Raw genomic sequence first — 22894 nt, forward strand, 5'->3', positions numbered from 1 at the left:
CGCCACCGTGTAGGCGCCGTTGTCGGCGGTGTCCCAGGTCCCGCCCGGCGCCGCCACCGTGTAGGTAGCGCTGCGCGGGCTGCCGTCGGTGCCGACATTGACGCTCACCCCGGTCACCGACAGGGCACCGCCCGGGCCGGTCACCGTGATGTCGCTCACGTCGATGCTCGAGGCGTCGATGGCAACGTTGTCCGCATAGGTCACCGTTACCGTGGTGGAGTTGCCACCCCCGACACCGATGCCCGCCGCGCTGACGGCGCTGACCGTGGGCGCCTGCAGGTCTTCGACCGGCTCCCCACCTCCTTCCACCGGCGTGAAGTCGAGGTAGTCCACCCGTAGCGGCTCGCCGCCGTTGGGCACACCCGTGATGGCCACCACGTCCCCCTCCGCCAGCGTCACAGCGGCAAAGCTGTGCTCGGCGAAGGACGAGGTGTTGGCGATCGCGTCCCCGGCATTCAGGTTCCAGGTGAAGGTCTCGCGCACCTCGTTGTTCACCATGAGGCTGAGCACCGAGTTGCCGTCGGATTCGTCGTAATGGCCGACGGTGATCTGGTAGGTGCCCGGGGCCTCGGCGAAGACCAGGCTGGCGACATTCGGCCCGCTGCCCGGCGCCTGGATGAAGGCATCGTTCGAGGCGTGGCCGTTGGCGGTGGCGACAAACCCCTGCAGCGTCAGCGTCTCGGCCTCGACCCGGAAGGTCTCGCCGATGCTCGTGGGCGGCGGGGTGACTGGCACCACGACGTTGAAGCTGGTTAGAGCTCCGTTCGCCGCCACGGCGTTGCCGCTGGTGTCAACCACCTGCCCCGCCTGCAGCGCCACCGTGTAGGCGCCGTTGTCGGCGGTGTCCCAGGTCCCGCCCGGCGCCGCCACCGTGTAGGTGGCGCTGCGCGGGCTGCCGTCGGTGCCGACGTTGACGCTCACCCCGGTCACCGACAGGGCACCGCCCGGGCCGGTCACCGTGATGTCGCTCACGTCGATGCTCGAGGCGTCGATGGCGACGTTGTCGGCATAGGTCACCGTCACCGTGGTGGAGCTGCCACCCCCGACACCGATGCCCGCCGCGCTGACGGCGCTGACCGTGGGCGCCTGCAGGTCTTCGACCGGCTCCCCACCACCTTCCACCGGCGTGAAGTCGAGGTAGTCCACCCGCAGCGGCTCGCCGCCGTTGGGCACACCCGTGATGGCCACCACGTCCCCCTCCGCCAGCGTCACAGCGGCAAAGCTGTGCTCGGCGAAGGACGAGGTGTTGGCGATCGCGTCCCCGGCATTCAGGTTCCAGGTGAAGGTCTCGCGCACCTCGTTGTTCACCATGAGGCTGAGCACCGAGTTGCCGTCGGATTCGTCGTAATGGCCGACGGTGATCTGGTAGGTGCCCGGGGCCTCGGCGAAGACCAGGCTGGCGACATTCGGCCCGCTGCCCGGCGCCTGGATGAAGGCATCGTTCGAGGCATGGCCGTTGGCGGTGGCGACAAACCCCTGCAGCGTCAGCGTCTCGGCCTCGACCCGGAAGGTCTCGCCGATGCTCGTGGGCGGCGGGGTGACCGGCACCGCGACGTTGAAGCTGGTCAGAGCTCCGTTCGCCGCCACAGCGTTGCCGCTGGTGTCAACCACCTGCCCCGCCTGCAGCGCCACTGTGTAGGCACCGTTGTCGGCGGTGTCCCAGCTCCCGCCCGGCGCCGCCACCGTGTAGGTCACGCTGCGCGGGCTGCCGTCGCCGGCGGCGTTGAGGCTGACACCCGTGACGGTGAGCGGCCCGTTCGGCCCGGTCACGAGGATGTCGCTCACGTCGATGCTCGAGGCATCGAGCGCCACGTCGTCGCTGAAGGTCACCACGACGCTGGCCGTTGCCGCCCCGGCGACGGTGATGTCCGCGGCGATCACCGCATCGACCACCGGCGCCACGGTGTCCTCGGGCTCGACCGAGACCTGCTCCAGACTGAAAGAACGGAAGTCGAGGATGTAGCCGTTCGACGCCGGCGCCCCCTCGAAGGTGAAGCGCAGCGTCTGCAGCCCGGCCCCGAGCGCGACGTTGGTCGCTGCCGTCGCGGCGAAGACCGTGCCGTTGAACGAGGTCGAGGTGCCGTTGCTGTCGGGCAGCGCGAAGGTGGCGAGCGGCGTGCCGTCCTCGAGGGTCACGACCACCGAGTTGCCGCCGATCGGGGTCTTGGCGTTGACGCTCAGCGCGTAGCTGCCCGCCTGGGCCACGTCGATGGTGTATTCGACCCATTCGCCGGACTGGATGTAGCCGATGTCATTTGTCGAGCCCACCAGTTCCACGTCCGTGTCCGCCCGCAGCGGATGCGTTCCATCGCGGCCCGGATCGTCGTTCCACGAGATGCCCTGACCGCCGCTGTCGAAGTTCGCGGCGAGCACGGTGAGAGTGTCGTCCAGCACCGGGGCCGGACCCGGGTAGGCCTCCTGCACCGGGGTCGGGCTGTTGTCGGCATCGAAGAAGTCCGGTGTACCGTCGAGGTCGCTGTCGGTCACCAGCGCATCGTTGATCCCGTCGCCATTCGCGTCCTCCTCCGCAGAGAGCTCGTAGCCCTGCACGTTGGTGATGAGGAACATGTGGTCGTTGTAGTCGAAGTTCGACCCGCCGGGATAATCCTGGATGCCGATAAAGGTGCCCTCGATGACGTTGCCGAGCGCGTCCTTGGCCTGGAAGAAGCGGATGTAGTGGCCCTCGTTCGGCGGCGAGATGTTGTAGGTGTCATCCGCCACGTTGGCATCGGGATCGGTCCAGGCCGAGAAGGTCGGACGACCGTCCACCGTCACCCGCAGCCCGAAGGGGTCGTCGCGGTCGATGCTGGCCCGCGCCACGCTCGATTGCGCACCCGCCCCCGAGATGAGCCCGTCCGGCAACAGGGTCTGGTACTGGTTGTCATCCTGCGCATAGAGCTCTGTCAGCGCGCCGTTGGACACATCATGCAGGCTGAGCCGGCTCACGCCCGCGCTCAGGTAGGCGGCAAGCTGGATCACCTCGATCGGCTTGCTGTCATCGAGCCGCTGCAGGTAGGGCAGCAGCACCTCATCGCCCACCGTCTCGACCACGCCACCGTTGGACAGGAGCCCCTGCGCCACGTCGGTCGAGTAGCCGAAGGCCTGCACGATCTGCGCGACGGTTGGCTCCTCGCCGCCCTCGGACTGGATCTGCGCGAGGCCGGCGAGCGCGATCTGCCGCACCTCGCCATTGCTGCCGATGGTCAGCGTGCCCTCGTGGGACGTCGCCTGGCCGTCGTCGTTCGGGTCGATGCCGATGAAGGTGACCGTGAGCTGCGCCGAGGCTCCAGGCGCGAGCACCTGGCCCTCGGACAGGCCGCTGATGGTGAAGTTCCCGCTCACCGCGAGGTCGTCGATGGTCAGGTTGCTGATGCCGTCATTGGTGATGGTCAGCACCGCGCTGTCGCGGAAGGCCTGATCGCCATTGGCGGGATTGTCGATCCGCGAGAAGACCAGCCGGTCGTCCGCCGCCGCATCGTCGAGCCCTTCGATGGTGGTCACCGCGCCATAGTAGACCGGCGCAACCCCTTCGATGACGAACATGTTGTCGTTGTAGTCGTAGTTGATGCCCGTGTAGTCCATCACGCCCAGGAAGACGTTCTCGATGGCGACGCCATCCTCGTCGACCGCCTGGAACATCCTCACGGTGTAACCGTCCGAGATCTCGTTGCCCTCGGCATCGAAGACCTGCCCGTTCACAACCGTGTAGCCCGCGCCGGGATAGCGTGCGTCGAGCTGTGCCTGCGTCGGGGCCCCGGCGCCGGTCGGGTTGAGGCGGGGATCGGTCGACTGGTTGTTGATCTCGATCCCGAAGAGGTCATTGCCCGCCCAGCCATCGGGAATATCCGCCGCGGAGAACACCCGCGTCGCAAAGGCCCCGTTGCTGTTGCCCAGAGGCAGCAGGCTCTGGTTGTTGGAGCTGATGTGGCTGGTCATCCCCACATCGGTGCCTGTGTCGCCCGGCGCATGGAAGCGAACGCCCGCGCCGGAGGGGCTGTGGAAGGCCGCGATCTGGGTGATCCGCGCCTCGGTCACCCCTTCGGCGATCCGCCAGTAAGGAGACAGCACCTCGGTCTCGTCGGAGGAGAGGTAGAGGTCGAAGAAGTCCAGCACCCCGCCGCCGCCGCCGGAGGCGTAGCTCAGACCGGAGATTTCGTTGCCGAAGCCGAAGACGTCCCAGACCTCGTTGAGGTTGGGCTCCTGCCCGCCCTCGTCCTGGGACTGCCAGAAGCCGGCCAAGTCGACCCGTGCCACCGGCGTGTCGGCATCGTTGGTGCGGATGTCGAGCGCCCCTTTGAAGACGCCGCTGACGTTGCCGCTGCCCGCAGTATAGGCAGAGCGGTCAAAGAGCACCTGCACGTTGATCGACTGGCCGGCTGCCAGCGTGAGGCCCTCGAAGATATCGGGATCGGCCAGCTCGAACGGGCCGGTGATCGTGGCCTCGAGGACCTCCAGCGTCTCGGTGCCGGAGTTCGAGATGGTGACCGTCGCGCTCTCCTTGTAGTCGCGATCGGTGCCGGCCACTGCGTCAGGATTGTCGATCCAGGAGAAGTGCAGACGGTTGTCGAAATAGGTCGGATCGTTGCTCTGGATCTCGATGTCGGCATTGTCGTTGCCGGGCGCCGGGCGCACGTCGAGATAGTCGAGCGCGCTGGCCCCCGCCTGGTCCGACAGGACCGTTACCTTGTACTGCACCCCGGCGAGCAGCTCGACATAAGCCGAGGTCTCGCCCGCGTCCCCTTGCCCGGGGAAGGCGATGTCGCCGATCTCGACCGGCTGTGCGCCATCGGCGCTGAGGAAGACCGTCAGCCCGGCGCCATTCGGCGCGCCCGCGTTGGCCGCGAGATCGAGCGCGTAGGTGTCGTCCGCCGAGACGGTGAAGTAGAACTCCACCTGTGTCGCCCCGAGCGTGCGGGTGGTGTCATCGGTCGCTTCGAGTTCGATCCGCCCCTCGCCATCAATCACCGCATAGGCGGGCACGAAGGTGTCGACAGGCGCCTCGGAGACGCGCAGGTAGTCGATATTGGCGCCGTTGGCGTCCGGCACGCTGATCGAGATCGTGTTGAGCCCCGGGTTCAGCGAGATCTGCGCGCTCTGCGGCCCCCAGACATCCTCGCCGGCCGAGCTGTTGGGTTCGAAGCCGAGAATGCCCTGATCGACACCATTGACGAAAAGCGAGGCAGGACGCGCTTCCTTGCTGGTGGCGAGCGCATAGAGGATGTCGATGCCGTAAATGCCTGCCTCGGTGACCGAGACCGTCCAGGTGATGCTCTGCGTGCCCGTGCCGTCGAAGTCGACGAAATCGCCGCTCTGGTTGCGGTCGTCACCCGCGATCACCGCCCCGTCGAGCACCGCATTCTCGGCCTCGTACTTGAGGTAGGTGACGCCGCCCACCGTTTCGCTGCCATCGTTCGGCGCGGTGGGCACGTTGGCGATCACCGCCACGCTGTCGATATTCGGCCCGCCGTTTGCAGCAAGCTGCTCGATCACCACTGTGTTCGGCCCCTCGGAGAGGTCGAGCGTGACCGAGAACTCCTGCCATGCGGCGAAGCTGCCGGTGTCGGTGGTGGGGATCTGCACCGTCTGGATGCCCGCGATGATCGCGACCGGGCGCGGTGTGCCCGAGCCGTTAGCCATGCGGAAGGTCAGCGTGTAGGAGCCGGCACTCGGCGCGTCGTAGACGAAGGAAGCCTTGTCCTCGGCTCCGCCGTTCATGTCGAGATAGCCGGCGCCGGTGTAGCCGTCGTTCATCCCGTCGCCGTTGGTGTCGTATTGACCGCCGGCCGCTTCATGGGTGGTGGGATCGGTCAGCAAGCGGATCAGCGTGCCGTCGTCGGTGTCGAGCACGGTGAAGGCGCTGGCGTCGATGAGGTTCCCACTGGCGCTGTCGCCCGGGGTGAAGCTGGTGCTGGTGGAAGCGCTGTTGCCGTCGTCGTCATTGACCGTCAGCGTCGCCGAGACCTGCTCGGTCTGCCCGCTGAGATCGAGGCTGAAACGGTTCTGCGCGTCGAGCGTCACCGCCTGCGCGGGCCCGCCGTCGAAGCTGATGGTGAGGCTCTGGATGTCGGGGTCGAGCCCGACCACCTGGAACAGCACCGCCGAGGCATCCGCGGCGCTGATCACCAGCAACCCGAGGTTGCCGCCCTCGTCGGCGGTGATGTCCTCGACCTCGCCGCCCGGGGCGGCCTCGAGCCGGATGATCTGGCTGACGCCGTTCGCGCGGTTGAGGGTCAGCATGTAGAGCCGCCCGTCGGCACCCTCGATCACGTCGAGCGGATCGACGTAGTTGATCTCGTTGCCGTCGACATCGGTGAGGATGAAGTCCTCAGCGATGGTGCCGTCCTCGTTGAGCAGCACCGCCCGCAGGTTGTCGCCCGAGGAATACTGGGTGAAGATCACCGCGTTCTTCAGCGAGCTGCCGAAGACACCGCTCATGTACTCGATGGCGCCGTTGGGCGAACGGTTGTTGCCGAGATTGTAGGCGCCTTCGAGATCATAATCGGGGTCGGGATTCGTGCCGACCGGGTAGTTGGTCACCTGGTTGGGGTCGGTGCCGGAGGTCGGGTTGGCGCCGTTCAGGATGTACCTGTCGCGCAGCGGGTTCGGGTGTCCGTAGTAGCCGTCCTCGACCATCCGGAACAGGTAGTCGGACTGCAGCCCGACGCCGTCGATGCTCTCGTCGACGTCGGTGGTCGAGGGATCGTCGGGCACGTTGCCGCCCGCCGCCGACCCGTTGGTCGGCACGTAGAGGTAGCCGTTGCTGTGCCATACGAGGTCATAGGCGTTGCGGTTGCCCTCGGCGAAGATGCTGAGCACGGCGCCATCGGCGAAGGGATCGTAGTAGCGCACGATCAGGTCGGAGGACGCATCCTCACCGGTGCGCACCTCGGCCACGCCATCGGCGTCGAAGTGCAGGAAATTGCCGATGTACTCCCCGCTGGTGATCGCGATGCCGCCGTTCTTGAGATCGTTGTCGGTATCGGCGAAGCGGCGGTTCTGCCCGTCTGCCGGCAGGGGCTCGGTGGAGACGTCGAAGCCCCCCTCCGGTGCCTCTCGGGAGCGGTCGATCTCGAGGATCGCGGCGTTGAGCAGGCGCTCGGGCCGGTTGCCCCAGGCGCTGTCCGGCTCGCCCATCGCCGAGTTCGACCCCTGGGTGAGATAAAGCAGGTACTGCGGCGCATCACCGCCCGGCACGTAGTCGGGGTTGAGACGGAACTCGAGGCTGTTGGTCACGTGGTCGCCGTTCGAGCGCGGCAGACCGGTGATATAGGTCTCGATCGTCGCATCCTCGAGCGATCCGCCCTCACCAAGGGTGACCTTGGATATCCGGCCCGAGAAGTCCGGCACCGAGTTCGACCGGCCGTTGAGCGGGATCGGGTAGTTGTCGGTGATCCAGATGGTGTTCTCGTCCTCGGGATCGAAGGCGATGCCGATGATGCCGCGGCGCTCGTCGCCGACCACGAAGTCGCCCAGTGGGGTGTAGACCTCCTTGCTCGCGTCATCGAGTGAGCCGTCCGCATTCAACTCCCAGCGCGTGATCGATCCGGTGATCGAGGTGACATAGAGGAACTGCTTGTCCGGCGACATCTCGATAGAAGTGTAGCTCTCGCCAAGCATCGGGTTCGAGCTCAGTTCGACAGTGTCGACGAAGGCCACCTCGCGCGCCTCGACCAGCGGCGCGGCGCCGGTGGTGAAGGTCGTGGAGAACTTCTGGAACTCGCGGGTCAGCGCCGCGCTGTCGTCGTTGTCGCCGCGGTCGCGGAAGCCGTCGATGACCACGGTGTAGCTGGTGTAGGGCTTGAGGTCCGACACCGGCGCGATGGTGACCGAGTCGAAGCCGCCGGTGGTGTTGGCGTTATAGGCGACCTCGGCGCCGGTCAGCGTCTCGTAGATGCGGATCGAGCCGTCTTCGAGGCTTTCGAGAAGCACGCCGCCGCGCCCGTCCACCACGCTGACGCCAAGCACGATGTCCGAGGTGGGATCGATGTCGGTGGGCAGCACGCCGTCCTGGATGCCGAGCTCAACCTCGCCATCGGTCGAGACCGCGCGCGGGTTGATGAAGGCGGCATAGTCGTCGGGCGCCTCGTTGCCATCGCCCGGGGTCAGGTCGGGTAGCGCACGGATCTCGAGGTACTGCATCTCGGTGATGGTGCCGCCCTGCGCCGAAAGCGTCAGGTGTCCGTCCTGCACATGCGCCAGGGTGGTCAGCAGTTCGGTCTTGAAAGCCGAGGTGCTGCTCCATTCGGTGACCAACGCGCCTTCGACGAAGAGCCGGTTTTCGCTGTCATTGGGGCCACCCGTGTCGCCGACCGAGACCGTGACCTCGTACCAGCCATTCTCAAGCTCGATCTCCCAGGCAGTCCGCTCGGGGAAAGAGCCGAGGTCGAAATGGGCGTAGCCGGTCAGGCGCGCATCCATCGCGTCGAAATTGACGGTCAGCTTCTCGGTGGGCAGCGTTCCGTCATCCGGCAGAGTGGCCGACCCCGTGCGTTCGTTGATCGCGATCGCCGGGAAGGACGAGCCGGTGGGATCGTTGGCAGTGCCGTCGGCATCAAGCGCCGACTCCTCGGTGATGAACCCGTAGGTCAGCCCGTTCGATTGCTGCCCATAGTCGGTGAAGTTGCCGACAAGGTAGTCGGGATCGACCGGCGTGCTGCCGTCCTGGAAGTTGATGCGGATGGTCTCGCGCACCCCCGGCTCCGAGGGCGGCGGCGGCGGTGTCACGTCGTTGAAGATCGTCACGCTGTCGATGTTCGGGCCGTTGGTCACGGTGTTGGCCAGCGTCACCGTATTGGCGCCCGCAGCCAGAGTCACCTCGACCTCGAGGTCTTCCCAGACGTCCCAGTCGGGTGTCATGCCGAAGGGCACGGTCACCGTCTGGCCGTTGACCTGCAACTCCATCGGACGGCTCGGACTGGTGGTCGAGCCATTGGCGTAGCGGAAGCTCATCGTGTAGGTGCCCGCCTCGGGCACATCGACGTCGAATTGCACCGCATCCCCGATGTCGCCGCCCATGTCGAGATAACCGGTGCCGGTATAGCCCGACCAGATACCCTCGGGTCGATCGACGGTCACCCCCTCGAGATTGTCCGCATCGCGGAACTGGGTAGAGGCGGGATCGCCCTCGCCGGCGCCGGTGTCGTCAAGAATGAGGATCGAGCCGTCGCGGTTCTCGAGCTGGATCGTGGTCGAGAAGGCCTCGGGCGCGTCGCCGATGGCAATCGCGGTGGTGGCCTCGGCCGTGTTGGCCGCCTCGTCGGTCACGCGGAAGATCACGGTCAGAGCGGTTTCGGCGGCAAAGGCCGAGAGGTCGAGCGTGACGATGTCGCCCACCGGCACCACCGTCTGGAAGCTGGCGCCGCCGTCAGTGGACACTTCGATGAGCGTGATGTCGTCATCGACCCCGGCGAGCGCGAACTCGACCGAGCCGAGCCCGGCGGGCGCGATGGTCGCGGCCTCCGGCGCGGCGGCAAGATCGCCGCCCTCGTCGGCGGTGGTGTCCGGCTCGGGGATCGGGCCGGTGCCCGCCTCGGTGATCTCGATCCGGTCGACATTGGGGCCGGTGTTTGCGCCCGCAGGGATCGCCAGCGAGATCGTGTTGCTGCCCGCAACGAGCGTCACCGTGGTGGTCTCGAAGAGCCAGTGATCGAAGCCTTCCTCGGGACCGGTGCCATCGGGATCGGTGCTCGCGAAGGGCAGCGAGACCGCGCCGCCGCTGTTGACCGAGAGATCGAGCGGCCGCCCGGTGTTGGAGGCGTAGCGCACGTTGAGATCATAGTTGCCGGCGGTCGCGACGGTCACGGTGAAGGTGATCGCATCGCCCGGTGTGTCGCCGAAATCGAGATAGCCGTCGCCGCTGAAGCCCGGGCGCAGCCCGTTGACCAGGTTGGCGTTCGACTCCGGGTTGTCGGGGTCGCGGATCTGCGTGTCGTTGGTGTTCGTGTCATTGTCGAGGACGGTCAGCGCTGCGAGGACCTCATCCTCGGCCTCGATCACGATGGGCTCGAAGGTCGCACCGGGATCGTTCACCGTGATCACGAATGTCTGGGTCGATTGCTGGCCGGTCTCGTCGAATGCGGTGACCTCGACGCTGACCGTCGGCTCGGCGTTAAAGTCGAGGGTCTCGCCCGGCAGGAGGGTGAGCTGGTCGTCGCCGTCGATCTGGAAGCGCGCGTCGTCGACCGTAAAGGAGACCGCCGTGCCCTCGGGGTCCACCGAAGAAACCGTGCCGATGATCGCGCCCGCGACGCCGGAGTCCACCGTCAGCCCGGTGATCTGGGGCGCCGAGGGGGCTTCGTCCACGTCGCCGACGGTGATGGTCAGCGTGGTGGTGGTGGACTCGTTCGCCGCATCGGTGGCGGTGATTTCGACATCGACCGAAGGCGTGGCTTCGAAGTCCAGCGCCACGCCGTCCTTCAGCTTCAGCTGGCCGCCGACCACCTCGAAGTCCGAGGCCGGATCGGCGCTGAAGGTGATGGCCGCATCGTCGCCGTCGGGATCAACCGCCGAGAGCGTGCCAATCACCGCGCCCGCCGCATTCTCGGCGACCGTGCTGGTGTCAAGAGCGATCGAATTGGGCTGCGTTGCCTCGATCACGTCGGTGACGGTCACCGAAATGTCCTGCGAGGCGGTCAGCACACCGTCGCTCGTGGTCAGGGTCACGTCGTAGACGTTGTCCGCATCGAAGTCCGCCGGATTCTCGAAATCAGGGGCGGCTATGAAGTCGAGCGCGCCGGTGGTTTCATTGAACTCGAAAAGGGCGGCATCCTCGCCGGTCAGCTCGAAGCTGAGGGCGTCGCCCTCGCCATCGGTGGCGGTGAGACCGGCGGCCACCTCGGTCGAATTCTCGGCGATCGAGACGGCACCCGCCGTGGCGTCGAACTCGGGCGCGGTGTTGACCGGCGGGAAGGCCGGAGTGTCGCCGACGCTGGTGATCGCGACGGCGTCGATGTTGGGCCCGTTGCTCAAGCCCGCGGGGATCGCAAGGGTGAGGGTGTTCTCACCGGACTGCAGCGCGATCTGCACCGGGGCGCGCACCACCCAGGTGTCAAAGCCGTCGCGCTCGGGGAAGCCGATGGTCCCGCCCACCGCGTCCGCGCCATTGACCAGAACAGCGACGGGCCGATCGGTCTGGGTCGATTCCACCGACGCAAAGCGGATGTGCAAGTCGTAAAGGCCCGCATCGTCCACGGTCACGGTCCAGGTGATGAGTTCATCGCCATCCGCCCCGGCGCCATCGAAGTCGGTGTAGCCAAAGCCGCTGTATCCCTCGCGCAGTCCATATTGGTCCTGCGGCAGGTTACCGGCGCCTTCGGCAGTGGTCGGATCGTTCTGAACGCGGTGGAAGGTGCTTGCTCCGTCGGGGATCACCCCGGCTTCGCTTTGCAGCACGATCGGTGCGATGGTCGGAGAAGGGAGTTCGGGATCGACGTCGGTGACGGTGATCGACAGCTCCTGCGTCACGCTGCGTACGCCATCGGACACCTCGAGGCTGACCTGGAACACGCCGTCGAGGTCGGCATCGGTTCTGGTCTCGAAGTCGGCCGGGTCTTTCAGGGTCAGAAGACCCGTGCCGCTGATTTCAACCTTGTCGGCATCATCGCCTGTCAGCGTATAGGTGAGCATGTCGGGGTCGAGGTCCGACAGTTCGGGGTCGTCCACCTGGACCTGACCGATCTCGGTGGAATTTTCGGCAATGTCGAAGGCGGCTGCCGAGAGAATTTCGGGCGCGGCAAAGCTGATTGCGGCGCCGGGAAGCGCAATGGCCACGGCGTCGATATTGGGCGCACCCTCCGTGCCTGTCTGGGCAAGGACGACGGTATGGGTGCCGTCGCCCACGGTCACCGTGAAGCTGTGGCTCGCCCAGGTGCTCCAATCGCCGGTGTTCGTATCGGACAGGGTCTGCGCAGCGCCGCCGTCGACACTCAGCGAGATCGGTCGGCTCTGCCCGTCGGAGCCGTTGGCATAGCGCAGGGTAATCGCATAGGTGCCGGCGGGGGCGTCGAAGCTGAAGCTCAGCCGGTCCCCGACCGCACCTCCGTTGATATCGATGTAGCCGCTGCCGCTGTAGTTGTGGCGCAGGCCGAATTCGTCGAACTGATTGCCGGCTTCCTCGGGGCCTGTGTTGTCGTTCAATCCCCCTTCCACAGCCCCGCTCTCGGGATTTGCGTCGACGGTGCGCTTTAGGGTTCCGGTGCCCACGGGATCGAGGACTTCGATGTCCTCCACTCCGAGATAGATCGGCTCGAAGGGCGGCACGACGGTCACGGTGACCGCCTGCTGGGTGGTTCCGCCCTCGGCATCGGTGGCGGCGATGGTCAGTGTGTAGCTCGGCTTCGCGTCGAAATCGGCTTCATCTCTCAGCGTCAGCGCGCCGGTATCGGAATCGATCAGAAAGGCCCCGCTATCGGCCCCATCGACGATCGAATAGCTCATGCCCACTCGGGCCGGCGCATCGTCGGAGGTGTCGTTGGCAATGTCGGACGCAAGCGCCGCACCGACCGAGGTCGTGCCGTCGGCGACAAGGAAGGTGGTGTCGGACTCGAAGGTCGGGAGCGAGAAATTCGGTGTCACGCCTACATCGTGGATGGCGATCGCGTCGATATTGGGCGCGCCGGTGTCGTTTACCTGGTTGATGATCAAGTCGTGCGTGCCGCTGCCCGAAAGCGTCACCTGGACCGTGCGGGTTTCCCAGAAATAGAACTGGCCGGTTCTCGTGTCAGTAATCGTTTGGGTGACGCCGTCGACGGTGATCGAGATTGGTCGCGTGGCCGTCGACCCATTCGCGATGCGGAGAGTGATTTCGTAGGTGCCCGCCACCGCGTCGAAGGTGGTCGCGGCCTGCGCTCCGGTGTCAGTCCCGTTGATGTCGTAGTAGCCCCAGGTGTCTTCATCGCCGGCGCCGGTATAGTCCGGGCGCAGGCCATATTCGTCGAAGTTGGGCAGACCGGTGTTGGTGGAGGTGGAGGTGCTGCCGATACCGGCTGCTTCCTGGTTGCCGCTCCGGGTGCGGGCGACGTTGGCATTTGTTCCGGTCTGTTCATCGACCGTGTCCGTAATGAGTGCTTCACCCTGAATGAAAATGGTGTCGATCGGCATGTCAAACCTCCCCCGGAGACTACGAGCACTCTTCAAGGCCCGGAAAAATGGACTTTGCGCTAGCGCGCACGAATGAAACCGCCCCCCGCCGCACAGGCCGAAAAGGGCGCAAATATAATCCCGGCCCCATGGCCGAGCAAAATTGCTTGGGTCAATTCATCCGAATTCAGCGAACCGGAAAAAATCGAGACGCACCCGAAAAACCGGATACCGCCAAACTTTGGGATGTTTCAGATCGCGGCGAATGAAATGGTCGGGCCGCAGAAATGATCCAAAATGTCAGAACTAAAATGAAAACTGCACAAATTCATACGCTACAACGCGCGGAGCACTGGACCCCATGCCCAAAAAAAGGGCGATGCGCGTCCACAAAGTGTTACCATAGAGCGTCCTTCTTGCAATAGATTTTTAACTTTCCTGAACCACTTTCGGAGTTCCGCGCGCGTCAGGCGCGCCATCGGACAGTCCCCCGAGCTGGAAGAGTTCTCTAGGCATTTTTCGAAAATACAGAAGTTTCAGTTCGTTATATCGATGTTCTCATCCGACGGAGCTTCGGTCCTGCGCGCCTCACGAAAAGCGGAAGGCCAGGGGAACACCGGCAAGCCTGCCTTGGAGGTGCTCAGAATGCTGCTCGTGCAAAAGGAACTTAGCAACGCATTGCAACTCTCTATTCCACCTGTCGTTCGCCCAAAAGATGCGGGGCTTAGGCAGCGGAGTCGCCTCGAGGTCCAGAAACAGGATCAGACGTTAAAAATCCTGGCGCCCTCGGAGAATCATTGTACGACCTAACGACAATTCGGCGACACTCGATCATTTAGGAAGTGTATCGGGAGGTATAGTACAATCCTAACGCGAAAGGGCGATTGACAGGTTCCCGCCAATCGCCCTCCATCGTCGCGTCGGGAGCAGGCCCTATGCCGGTTCGGCCACCCCTTCCGGCACAGAGGCGCCTGTCATGTAGGCCACCGCGTCGGACATCGTGTGTTCCTTGGGGTCGATCACGCAGAGCCGCTTGCCGAGGCGGTGGATATGCACCCGGTCGGCGACCTCGAACACATGCGGCATGTTGTGCGAGATCAGGATGATCGGGATGCCCCGCGCCCGCACCTCCTGAATGAGGTCGAGCACCCGGCGGCTCTCCTTCACCCCGAGCGCGGCGGTCGGCTCGTCGAGGATCACCACCCGCGAGCCGAAGGCCGCTGCCCGTGCCACCGCCACGCCTTGACGCTGGCCACCCGAGAGCGTCTCGACCGGCTGGTTGATGTTCTGGATCGTCATAAGCCCAAGCTCCGAGAGTTTCTGGCGCGAGAAATCCTCCATCCGCTTGCGGTCGAGCTTGCGGAAGATCTGCCCCATGATCCCGGGCATACGCAGCTCGCGGCCCATGAACATGTTGTCGGCGATCGACAGCGCCGGAGACATGGCGAGGGTCTGATAGACGGTCTCGATCCCCTCGGCCCGGGCGTCATTGGGCGAGGCGAAGGAGACCGGATTGCCTTCGAGCAGGATTTCTCCCGCGTTTGGCTGGATGGCGCCGGAGAGCGCCTTGATCAGCGTCGACTTGCCGGCGCCGTTGTCGCCGATCACCGCGAGGATCTCGCCCGGCCTCAGGTCGAAGTCGCAATGATCAAGCGCGGTTACCTTGCCGTAGCGTTTCACGAGGCCGCGGGCTTCGAGAACGGGGGTGTCCTGGGTGTCCATGCTCATGCCGTCACCTTTCTGATCCATTGGTCCACGGTCACGGCGGCGATGATCAGCACGCCGATGAGGAGATAGGTCCATTGCGGGTCGGCCCCGGCCATGCGCAGGCCCAATTCGAAGACGCCGACGATGAGCGCCCCGAAGAAGGCGCCGAGGATCGAGCCCCGCCCGCCGAAGAGCGAGATGCCCCCGATCACCACGGCGGTGATTGCCTGGATGTTGCCGATGACGCCGGTGGTCGCCGAAGGCGAGACCGAGCCGAAGCGGCCGATCATCACCCAGCCCGCGAGGCCGCAGATGAAGCCCACCAGCATGTAGACCGACATGATGGTCTTGTGGCGGTCGACGCCGGCGAGCTGCGCCGCCTCGGGGTCGTCGCCGACGGCGTAGACATGGCGACCCCAAGCGGTGGAGCGCAGCACGTAAGCCAGCACCAGCACGAGCAGCAGCATCAGCACCACGCCGAGCGTGAAGACCGCGCCGCCGATGGTGAACTTGGTGCCGAGGAACTGCAGGAAGGGCGCTTGCGTCTCGATGTCCTGGGCGCGGATCGTCTCGTTGGCGGAATAGAGGTAGTTCACCGCCAGCACGATCTGCCACATGCCGAGCGTGACGATGAAGGGTGGCAGCTTGACCTTGCTGACAAGCCAGCCGTTGACCGCGCCGATGGCGGTGCCAAAGGCAAGACCGATGGGCACCGCGAGTATGGCGGGCACCCCATAGCGGAAGGTCACCTGCCCCATGATCACCGAGCAGAGCACCGCGACCGCGCCAACAGACAGGTCGATCCCCGCGGTCAGGATGATCAGCGCCTGGGCCGCGGCCAGAACGCCGACGATCTGGACCTGCTGAAGGATCAACGTCAGAGCGAAGGGAGAGAAGAACTTCGAGCCGAGGATCATCCCGAAAACGATACAAGCCGCCAGCAGAACGATCAGCGGCACGATGGCCGGGGTGCTGTGCAGCAGTTCGTGGAACCGGCCCCAGAGACCTTTCCCGCTGTCCTCGAACTCGGCGAACTTCTCGTCGTTCCGTGTTCGGACAACGTCTTCGTACCTGTCCGCTTCGGCCATGTCGTGCCCTCCTCTCACGTGCGCGGGCGCGGCCCCTCACCGGCCATGGTCCGCGCAGGTTGCGATAACTTCAAAAGGGCCCGCCCCGCCGCGCGGCGCGGGCCCGGATTGCGAAGGTTCAGCCCCAGCAGAGGCTCTTGCCCTCTTCGACCGAGATCGAATCCACGCCCTCGACCGGCTGGTCGGTGACCAGCTTCACGCCGGTGTCGAAGAAATTCTTGCCCTCGGTGGCCTCGGGCTTGGTGCCGTCCTTGGCGAAGGCTGCAATCGCCTCGATGCCCTTGGAGGCCATCAGCAGCGGATATTGCTGCGAGGTCGCGCCGATCACCCCGTCGGCGACGTTCTGCACACCGGGGCAGCCGCCATCGACCGAGACGACCAGCACGTCGTTCTCGCGCCCGATGGCCTTCAGCGCCTCGTAGGCACCGGCTGCGGCGGGCTCATTGATCGTGTAGACGACGTTGATCATCGGGTCCGTGGCGAGAAGGTTCTCCATCGCCTTGCGGCCGCCCTCCTCGTTGCCCTGGGTCACGTCATGGCCGACGATGCGGCTGTCACTCTCGTCACCCCATTTGTTCGGGTCACCAAGGTCGATGCCGAAGCCCTGCATGAAGCCCTGGTCGCGCAACACGCCGACGGTGGGCTGGCTCACGTCGAGGTCGAGGAAGGCCACCCGCGCATCGGCGGCGGCATCGCCAAGCTTGGCGGCGGCCCATTGGCCGATCAGCTCGCCGGCAAGGAAGTTGTCGGTGGCAAAGGTCATGTCGGCGGCCTCGATCGGGTCGAGCGGCGTGTCCAGCGCAATCACCAGGATCCCCGCATCGCGCGCCTGCTGCACAGAGGGCACGATCGCCGAGGTACTGGAGGCGGTGACCAGGATGCCATCCGCCCCGTTGGCGATGCAGGTCTCGATCGCGGCTACCTGGCTCTCGTTGTCGCCATCCACCTTGCCCGCGTAGGAGTTGAGCGTCATGCCCAGCTCCTCGGCCTTGGCCGCTGCGCCCTCGCGCATCTTCACGAAGAACGGGTTGGTGTCGGTCTTGGTGATCAGGCAGGCGCTGCCGCCGTCCTGTGCCTGGGCGCCGAGGGTCGATGCGAGCAGCGCAAATGCGCTGACGGAAATCAGCTTCTTCATGGGGTCTCCTCCTCCCTAACGTGTCATGGGACGCCAAGCGCGACGGCCCGTGAAACCTCCGTTCTGCAACGGATTACCCATGTTGATACCGGCGATTCTGACCTCGCGTCAATAAATAAATAAATTTGATTTATTAACGCCAGTCTGTAATCTGAGCCACGTCGGAATGGGGGAGACGGCATGCACACGCAGGAGATTGGACAGGAGATCAGGAAACTGAGCGACGGCGCCAACCAGATCGGCGTAAGGGCGCACAACGAGCGGCTGATCCTGTCGATGATTCAGCGCCACGGCGCCCTGCCTGGCAGCGACATCGCAAAGCACAGCGGGCTCTCGGCTCAGACCGTGTCGAACATCCTGCGCAAGCTCGAGGCCGAAGAGTTCCTGCTGCGCCGCGAGCCGACGCGCGGGCGGGTGGGCAAGCCCTCGGTGCCGATGGCGCTGAACCCCGACGCGGCGCTCTCCTACGGGCTGAAGATCGGGCGGCGCTCGGCGGACCTCGTGGTGATGAACCTGATGGGCGATGTGCTGGGATCGTCGCAGACCACTTACCCCTACCCGATGCCGGCCGAGATCTTCGCCTATCTCGAGAGAGGCATGGCGGACCTGGCGCACAAGCTTTCACCCTACCAGCGCGAGCGGCTCTGTGGCATCGGCATCGCCGCACCCTCGGAGATCTGGAGCTGGACCGACGTGCTCGGCGCCCCCATCGACTTCAGCATCTGGGCCGAGATCAACGTGCAGCAGGAAGTCGCCAAGCTCAGCGACCTTCCGCTCTTCACCGAAAACGACGGCACGGCCGCCTGCCGCGCCGAACATGTCTTCGGACGGGGACGCGAATTCGCTGACTACGCCTATTTCTTCATCGGCTCCTTCATCGGCGGCGGCCTGGTGCTGAATTCCAGCGTCACCGTCGGCGCGCAGAACAACGCCGGGGCCTTCGGCTCGCTGCGGGTGCCCGCGCCCGGCGGCGGCGAGCTGCCGCTGATCGACGCCGCCTCGCTGCACCCGCTCGAGGCCGCCATCGCGGCGGACGGGCTGGACACCACCGCGCTCTGGACACAGCCTCAGGACTGGCGCGCCTTCGAGCGGCAGATCGACCCTTGGGTCGCGCGCACCGGCGACGCCCTCGCGCATGCGATACGCTCGATCGGCTCGGTCCTGGATTTCGAGGTGGCGCTGATCGACGGCGCCATGCCTCCCGACGTGCGCGCACGCGTGGTGGCGCGCAGCCGGCAGGCACTGGATCGGCTCGATACGCGCGGCATGCTGCCGCCCCGCCCAGAAGAGGCCCGCGTCGGCGCCAATGCCCGCGCGCTCGGCGCCGGCTGCGCCCCGATCTACGCGCAGTATTTCTTCCAGTAGGACCGGCGGGCCCACCCCGACCTCTACAGCCGTGCTCCTCCGGCTCGCGCGGCGCGCAAACTGTCGCACAGGTGTCATGAAATCATCACGCGACTGTTATCCCGCTCCTGTCTGAAGCGCCCGACACCCTCAACCGTGCAACGGGCCCCGCCCTTCAGACTTCGGAGCATCCCTGTCGTGAAAACGATCTTCTCCACCACCTCGCTCGCCCTGATCCTCGCCGCAGGGAGCACTGCAGCGCAGGACATCCCGCAGGCCAATGACGCCTGGTTCACCGCCGGCCAGGAGGCCATCCAGGCCATCATCGACCGCGAGATGAACACCGGCCGCGCCAAGAACGTCATCCTGCTCGTCGCTGACGGCAACGGCGTCGGCACCAACTACGCCACCCGCCTCTTTGCCGGCCAGCAGCAAGGCCAACTCGGCGAAGAGCACGTGCTGCCCTACGAGACGCCGGACTTCCACAGCGCCCTGGTGAAGACCTACAACATCAACGCCCAGACCCCGGACTCGGCCCCGACCGCGGGGGCGATGAACACAGGCGTGAAGCAGCGCTTCAACCTGATCAACCTCGGCGGCGACGCGATCCATGACGATTGCTCGACCGTGGCCGGCAACGAGCTGACCACCTTCGCCGAGATCGTCACTGGCATGGACAAGTCGGTGGGCGTCATCTCGACCGCGCGGCTGACCCACGCCACCCCGGCGGGCGTCTACGCCAAGACCGCCAACCGCAACTGGGAAGACGAGGTCCCCGAGGGCTGCACCGCCCAGAAGGACATCGCCAGCCAGCTGATCGACCAGATGGAAGCCGGTGTCGTGGACCTCGCCATGGGCGGCGGCCGCCGCTACTTCGCCGGCACCGACGTGACCCTCGACGAGGGCGGCAAGGGCCACCGCCCGGATGGCGTTAACCTGATCGAAACCGCCACCGGCATGGGCGCGCAATACGCCTGGAACACAGAAACCTTCAACGGCCTGAGCCTCGACGGCTCCGCGCCGGTGCTGGCGCTCTTCAACGACAGCCACATGGAGTACGAGGCCGACCGCGCCGAGGATGACGAGCCCTCGCTGGCCGAGATGACCAAGGCCGCGATCGAGTACCTCAGCAGCAACGAGAACGGCTACTACCTCGAGATCGAGGCGGGCCGGGTCGATCACGCCAACCACGCCGGCAACGCCAAGCGCACGATGATCGACGGCATGGCCTTTGCCGACGCCGTGGCCATGGCCGACGAGCTGACCGACGACGCCGACACGCTGATCATCGTCACCGCCGACCACGAGCACTCGATCGCCTTCAACGGCTACTGCGGCCGCGGCACGCCGATCGAGGGCCTGTGCTACGACGTCGCAAAGACCGGCGAGATGCACTCGGACGAGCTGGTGCTGGCCGATGACGGCAAGCCCTACACCGTGGTGGGCTACCTCAACGGCGCCGGCTCGGTGCTGACCAAGGGCGAGGGCGAGAACGACTACTCCGGCTCGCGCCCCGAGCTGACCCAGGAAGAGGCCACCGACATCGACTACGTGCAGCAGGCGCTGATCCCCAAGTCCTCGGAAAGCCACTCGGGCGAGGATGTCGCGGTCTATGCCAAAGGCCCCTGGGCGCATCTCTTCGACGGCACCATCGAGCAGAACGTGATCTTCCACGTGATGCACCACGCCGTCACCGCCGAGTGATCTTCTTCTGACAGATTTGGCGGGGGCGGACTGTCCGCCCCCGTCGCCGTTCCCGCTCGAAAGCCTCTCGCCATGTTCACCCGCCGAACGTTCCTCGCCTCGACGCTCGCCACCCCCTGTCTCACAGCGCCCGCCGCGGCCGATCCTTTGAAGCTGCGCGAGCTCTACCAGACCAAGGGCCGCGGCCTTTCCGAACTCGCCCAGCAGAGCGCCGGCCAGAGGCTGGAAGTCGAGGGGTTCATGGCGCCCCCACTCAAGGCCGAGAGCCGCTTCTTCGTGCTCACCAAGATGCCCATGGCCGTCTGCCCCTTCTGCGAGACCGAGGCCGAATGGCCCAATGACATCATCGCGGTCTACGCAAAACGCGTGGTCGAGCTGAGGCCCTTCAACGTCAAGATCGTCACCAGCGGAGTGCTGGAGCTCGGCGCCTACACCGATCCCGACACCGGCTTCGTCAGCCTGATGCGGCTTGTCGATGCGACCTACGGCTGAGCCGCCCATGTCCCTGCCCCTTGTTGTCAAGGACCTGCGGCTGCACAGCCCGCGCGGCCGCCTGCTGCTCGACCTGCCTGCCCTCGACGCAGCGCCCGCTGCGCTGATCGGCATCCGAGGCGTCTCGGGCGCGGGCAAGACCACGCTGCTCTACGCCCTCGCCGGGCTGCTGGACCGCGCCGAAGGGTCTGTGCGCTGGGGCGAGACCGAGCTTCTGGCGCTCACCCCCGAGGGCCGCGCCCGCTTCCGCGCTGCCAATATCGGCATGATCTTCCAGGATTTCATGCTCTTCGAAGAGCTTGGCGCGCTCGACAACGCCGCGCTGACCGCGCTCTTTCGCCCCCGTGCCGAACGCGAGGCGCTGCGCACCCGCGCGCAGGCCCGGCTCGCGGCGCTGGGGCTGACCGAAATGGGCCGCGGCGTCACCAGCTTCTCCGGCGGCGAGCGCCAGCGCGTCGCCATCGCCCGCGCCATGGCGGCCGAAGCCCCGGTTCTGCTGGCCGACGAGCCCACTGCCAGCCTCGACCGCGGCACTGCGGACCGGCTGATCGACGACCTCGTGCAGCTCGTCCGGACCCAGGGCACAACGCTGATCGCAGTCAGCCACGACGCGGCGCTGCTGGCGCGCATGGACCGGGTGCTGACCATCTCTGGCGGGCAACTGCTGGCCGACGAGGGGGCCGCATGCGCCTGATATGGGACTCCCTCCCGGCGCTGGCTCAGGACGTCGCGCTGCTGGCGCTCCTGCTTCTGCCCGCGCTCATCACCGGGCTCCTCGTCCTGCGCGGCTATGCCCCCTGGCCGCTGCTGCGCGGCTTTCTCGGGCGCTTTCGCTGGAGCACGGGGCTCTTCGTGCTGCTCATCGGAATCTCGACCGGCATGGGCATCGGGCTGCTGGCGCAGGAGCGCGGGCTGCGCCGCGGCACCGCGCAGGCGGCGGACAAGTTCGACGTCATCGTCGCGGCGCCGGGCAGCGAGCTGACTGCCCTCTTCGCCTCGGTCTTCCTGCAGCCCTCGGACATGGGGCTGGTTTCGGGCACCGCCTACGCCGAGATCGCCGGTCACCCGCAGGTCTCCATCGCCGCGCCGCTGGCGTTCGGAGACAGCTACGGCAGCGCGCCGGTGGTCGGCACGACCGCGGACTTCCTGCGCCATCTTTCCGAGGACCGGATTGAGGGGCGGCTCTGGGAGGATCACGCCGAGGCGGTGATCGGCGCGCTGGTGCCGCTGGAGATCGGCGCAGGCTTCACCCCCGCGCATGGCACCGGCGACGCTGCCGATCCCGAGGCGCATGGCGGCAGCCACGAGGCGGTAGGGGCAGAGGACCATGATGGAGACACTCACCACGACGAGGCCCACGACCACGACCATGGCGCAGCCATCACCGTGGTCGGCCGCATGGCGCCCACCGGCACGCCCTGGGATCGGGCGATCCTGATCCCGGTCGAATACGTCTGGGAAATCCACGGGCTCGCCAACGGCCACGCGCCGGACAATGAGGCCCGGATCGGCCCGCCCTTCGATCCCGAGTATTTTCCCGGCACCCCCGCCGTGGTGGTGCGAGCGCAGGAGCTCTGGGCCAATTACGCGCTGCGTTCCGAGTTCACCCGGGACGGCGAAACCATGGCCTTCTTCCCCGGCGCGGTGCTTTCGCGGCTCTACCGAGTGATCGGCGACGTGCGCCAGGCGATGTCGGTGATGGCGCTGGTCACCCAGGGGCTGGTGGCGGCGAGCGTGCTCACCGGGCTCTTCATCCTCACCCGCCTCTTCCGCCGCCAGATCGCGCTGCTGCGCGCGCTCGGCGCGCCCCGGCGCTTCGTCTTCGCCACGGTCTGGGCCTTCTGCGCGGTGCTGCTGCTCGCGGGGGCGCTGCTCGGACTGGCGGTTGGCTGGGGCGCGGCGGGGCTGCTGTCGCGCGTGCTGAGCGCCCGCACCGACATCGCGATCTCGGCCCTGCCGGGCTGGACCGAGCTGCACCTGCTGGCCGGCTTCGTCTCGCTCGCCCTGCTGCTGTCCCTGCTGCCCGCCGCCGTGGTGCTGCGCCAGCCGGTCCTGGACGGGCTGCGGAGCTGAGCCCGCGCGCCTCAAGGTGTCCGACCGTTTCTGATCATTGCGCGACGCGCGGCGAGTCGCTATGCCGTCCCTGCTTCGGTTCCGGGCGGCTTGCTGCCCGGTGAATAGGGAATGCGGTGCGGGCGGCCTGCCCAACTCCGTGACTGCCCCCGCAACTGTAGGCGGAGAGCGACGCCGGACCTAAGTCACTGCCTTTCGGGGCGGGAAGACCCGGCCAAGCGATGACCCGCGAGTCAGGAGACCTGCCGAAGCCGATCACCCAGTCCCGGCGCGG

Annotated in this window: 9 protein-coding genes and 1 riboswitch; of the genes, 5 read left to right on the top strand and 4 right to left on the bottom strand. The window is 66.2% G+C overall.

All coding sequences use genetic code 11. The features are described 5' to 3' along the window. The 4 genes from G0Q01_RS00040 to G0Q01_RS00055 form a co-directional block, all read right to left on the bottom strand. On the bottom strand, window positions 1–13098 hold a 13098-nt coding region (locus G0Q01_RS00040), incomplete at its 3' end, for a carbohydrate-binding protein (protein WP_164212905.1). Window positions 13099–14010: 912 nt separating this feature from the next. Continuing rightward, on the bottom strand, window positions 14011–14805 hold the full coding sequence (locus G0Q01_RS00045; protein WP_235939379.1) for an ATP-binding cassette domain-containing protein: 795 nt from the start codon (window positions 14803–14805) through the stop codon (window positions 14011–14013). Further along, window positions 14802–15872, bottom strand: coding sequence for an ABC transporter permease (locus tag G0Q01_RS00050; protein WP_164212906.1), 1071 nt, complete (start codon window positions 15870–15872; stop codon window positions 14802–14804). The genes G0Q01_RS00045 and G0Q01_RS00050 overlap by 4 nt, the downstream gene beginning before the upstream one ends. Window positions 15873–15990: 118 nt before the next feature. Next, on the bottom strand, window positions 15991–17007 hold the full coding sequence (locus G0Q01_RS00055) for a sugar ABC transporter substrate-binding protein (RefSeq protein ID WP_164212907.1): 1017 nt from the start codon (window positions 17005–17007) through the stop codon (window positions 15991–15993). A 180-nt stretch (window positions 17008–17187) separates the two neighbouring features. Here G0Q01_RS00055 and G0Q01_RS00060 point away from each other — a divergent pair, with 180 nt between their 5' ends. From G0Q01_RS00060 to G0Q01_RS00080, 5 genes are all read left to right on the top strand, one after another. Beyond that, window positions 17188–18372, top strand: a complete 1185-nt coding sequence (locus tag G0Q01_RS00060; RefSeq protein ID WP_203594851.1) for an ROK family transcriptional regulator — start codon at window positions 17188–17190, stop codon at window positions 18370–18372. A 177-nt stretch (window positions 18373–18549) separates the two neighbouring features. Then, complete coding sequence (locus tag G0Q01_RS00065; RefSeq protein ID WP_164212908.1) at window positions 18550–20055, top strand: alkaline phosphatase; 1506 nt, start codon at window positions 18550–18552, stop codon at window positions 20053–20055. Between the two features lie 72 nt (window positions 20056–20127). Then, window positions 20128–20547, top strand: coding sequence for a hypothetical protein (locus G0Q01_RS00070; protein WP_164189389.1), 420 nt, complete (start codon window positions 20128–20130; stop codon window positions 20545–20547). Window positions 20548–20554: 7 nt separating this feature from the next. Then, window positions 20555–21241, top strand: a complete 687-nt coding sequence (locus G0Q01_RS00075) for an ABC transporter ATP-binding protein (protein WP_164212909.1) — start codon at window positions 20555–20557, stop codon at window positions 21239–21241. Further along, window positions 21232–22620: an FtsX-like permease family protein gene (locus tag G0Q01_RS00080; protein WP_164189393.1), complete on the top strand. Its 1389-nt coding sequence runs from the start codon at window positions 21232–21234 to the stop codon at window positions 22618–22620. The genes G0Q01_RS00075 and G0Q01_RS00080 overlap by 10 nt, the downstream gene beginning before the upstream one ends. Before the next feature lie 59 nt (window positions 22621–22679). After that, window positions 22680–22885: riboswitch (cobalamin riboswitch) on the top strand. The last annotated feature ends 9 nt before the right edge of the window (window positions 22886–22894 follow it).

Origin of the sequence: Salipiger sp. PrR007, assembly GCF_010499845.1 — a bacterium.
GTDB classification, from domain to species: domain Bacteria; phylum Pseudomonadota; class Alphaproteobacteria; order Rhodobacterales; family Rhodobacteraceae; genus Salipiger; species Salipiger pacificus_A.

What these genes read in the sequence shown, in the direction of transcription:
- G0Q01_RS00045 (WP_235939379.1), bottom strand. Translation starts at nt 14,805, where the DNA reads ATGAGCATGGACACCCAGGACACCCCCGTTCTCGAAGCCCGCGGCCTC.
- G0Q01_RS00050 (WP_164212906.1), bottom strand. Translation starts at nt 15,872, where the DNA reads ATGGCCGAAGCGGACAGGTACGAAGACGTTGTCCGAACACGGAACGAC.
- G0Q01_RS00055 (WP_164212907.1), bottom strand. Translation starts at nt 17,007, where the DNA reads ATGAAGAAGCTGATTTCCGTCAGCGCATTTGCGCTGCTCGCATCGACC.
- G0Q01_RS00060 (WP_203594851.1), top strand. Translation starts at nt 17,188, where the DNA reads ATGCACACGCAGGAGATTGGACAGGAGATCAGGAAACTGAGCGACGGC.
- G0Q01_RS00070 (WP_164189389.1), top strand. Translation starts at nt 20,128, where the DNA reads ATGTTCACCCGCCGAACGTTCCTCGCCTCGACGCTCGCCACCCCCTGT.
- G0Q01_RS00075 (WP_164212909.1), top strand. Translation starts at nt 20,555, where the DNA reads ATGTCCCTGCCCCTTGTTGTCAAGGACCTGCGGCTGCACAGCCCGCGC.
- G0Q01_RS00080 (WP_164189393.1), top strand. Translation starts at nt 21,232, where the DNA reads ATGCGCCTGATATGGGACTCCCTCCCGGCGCTGGCTCAGGACGTCGCG.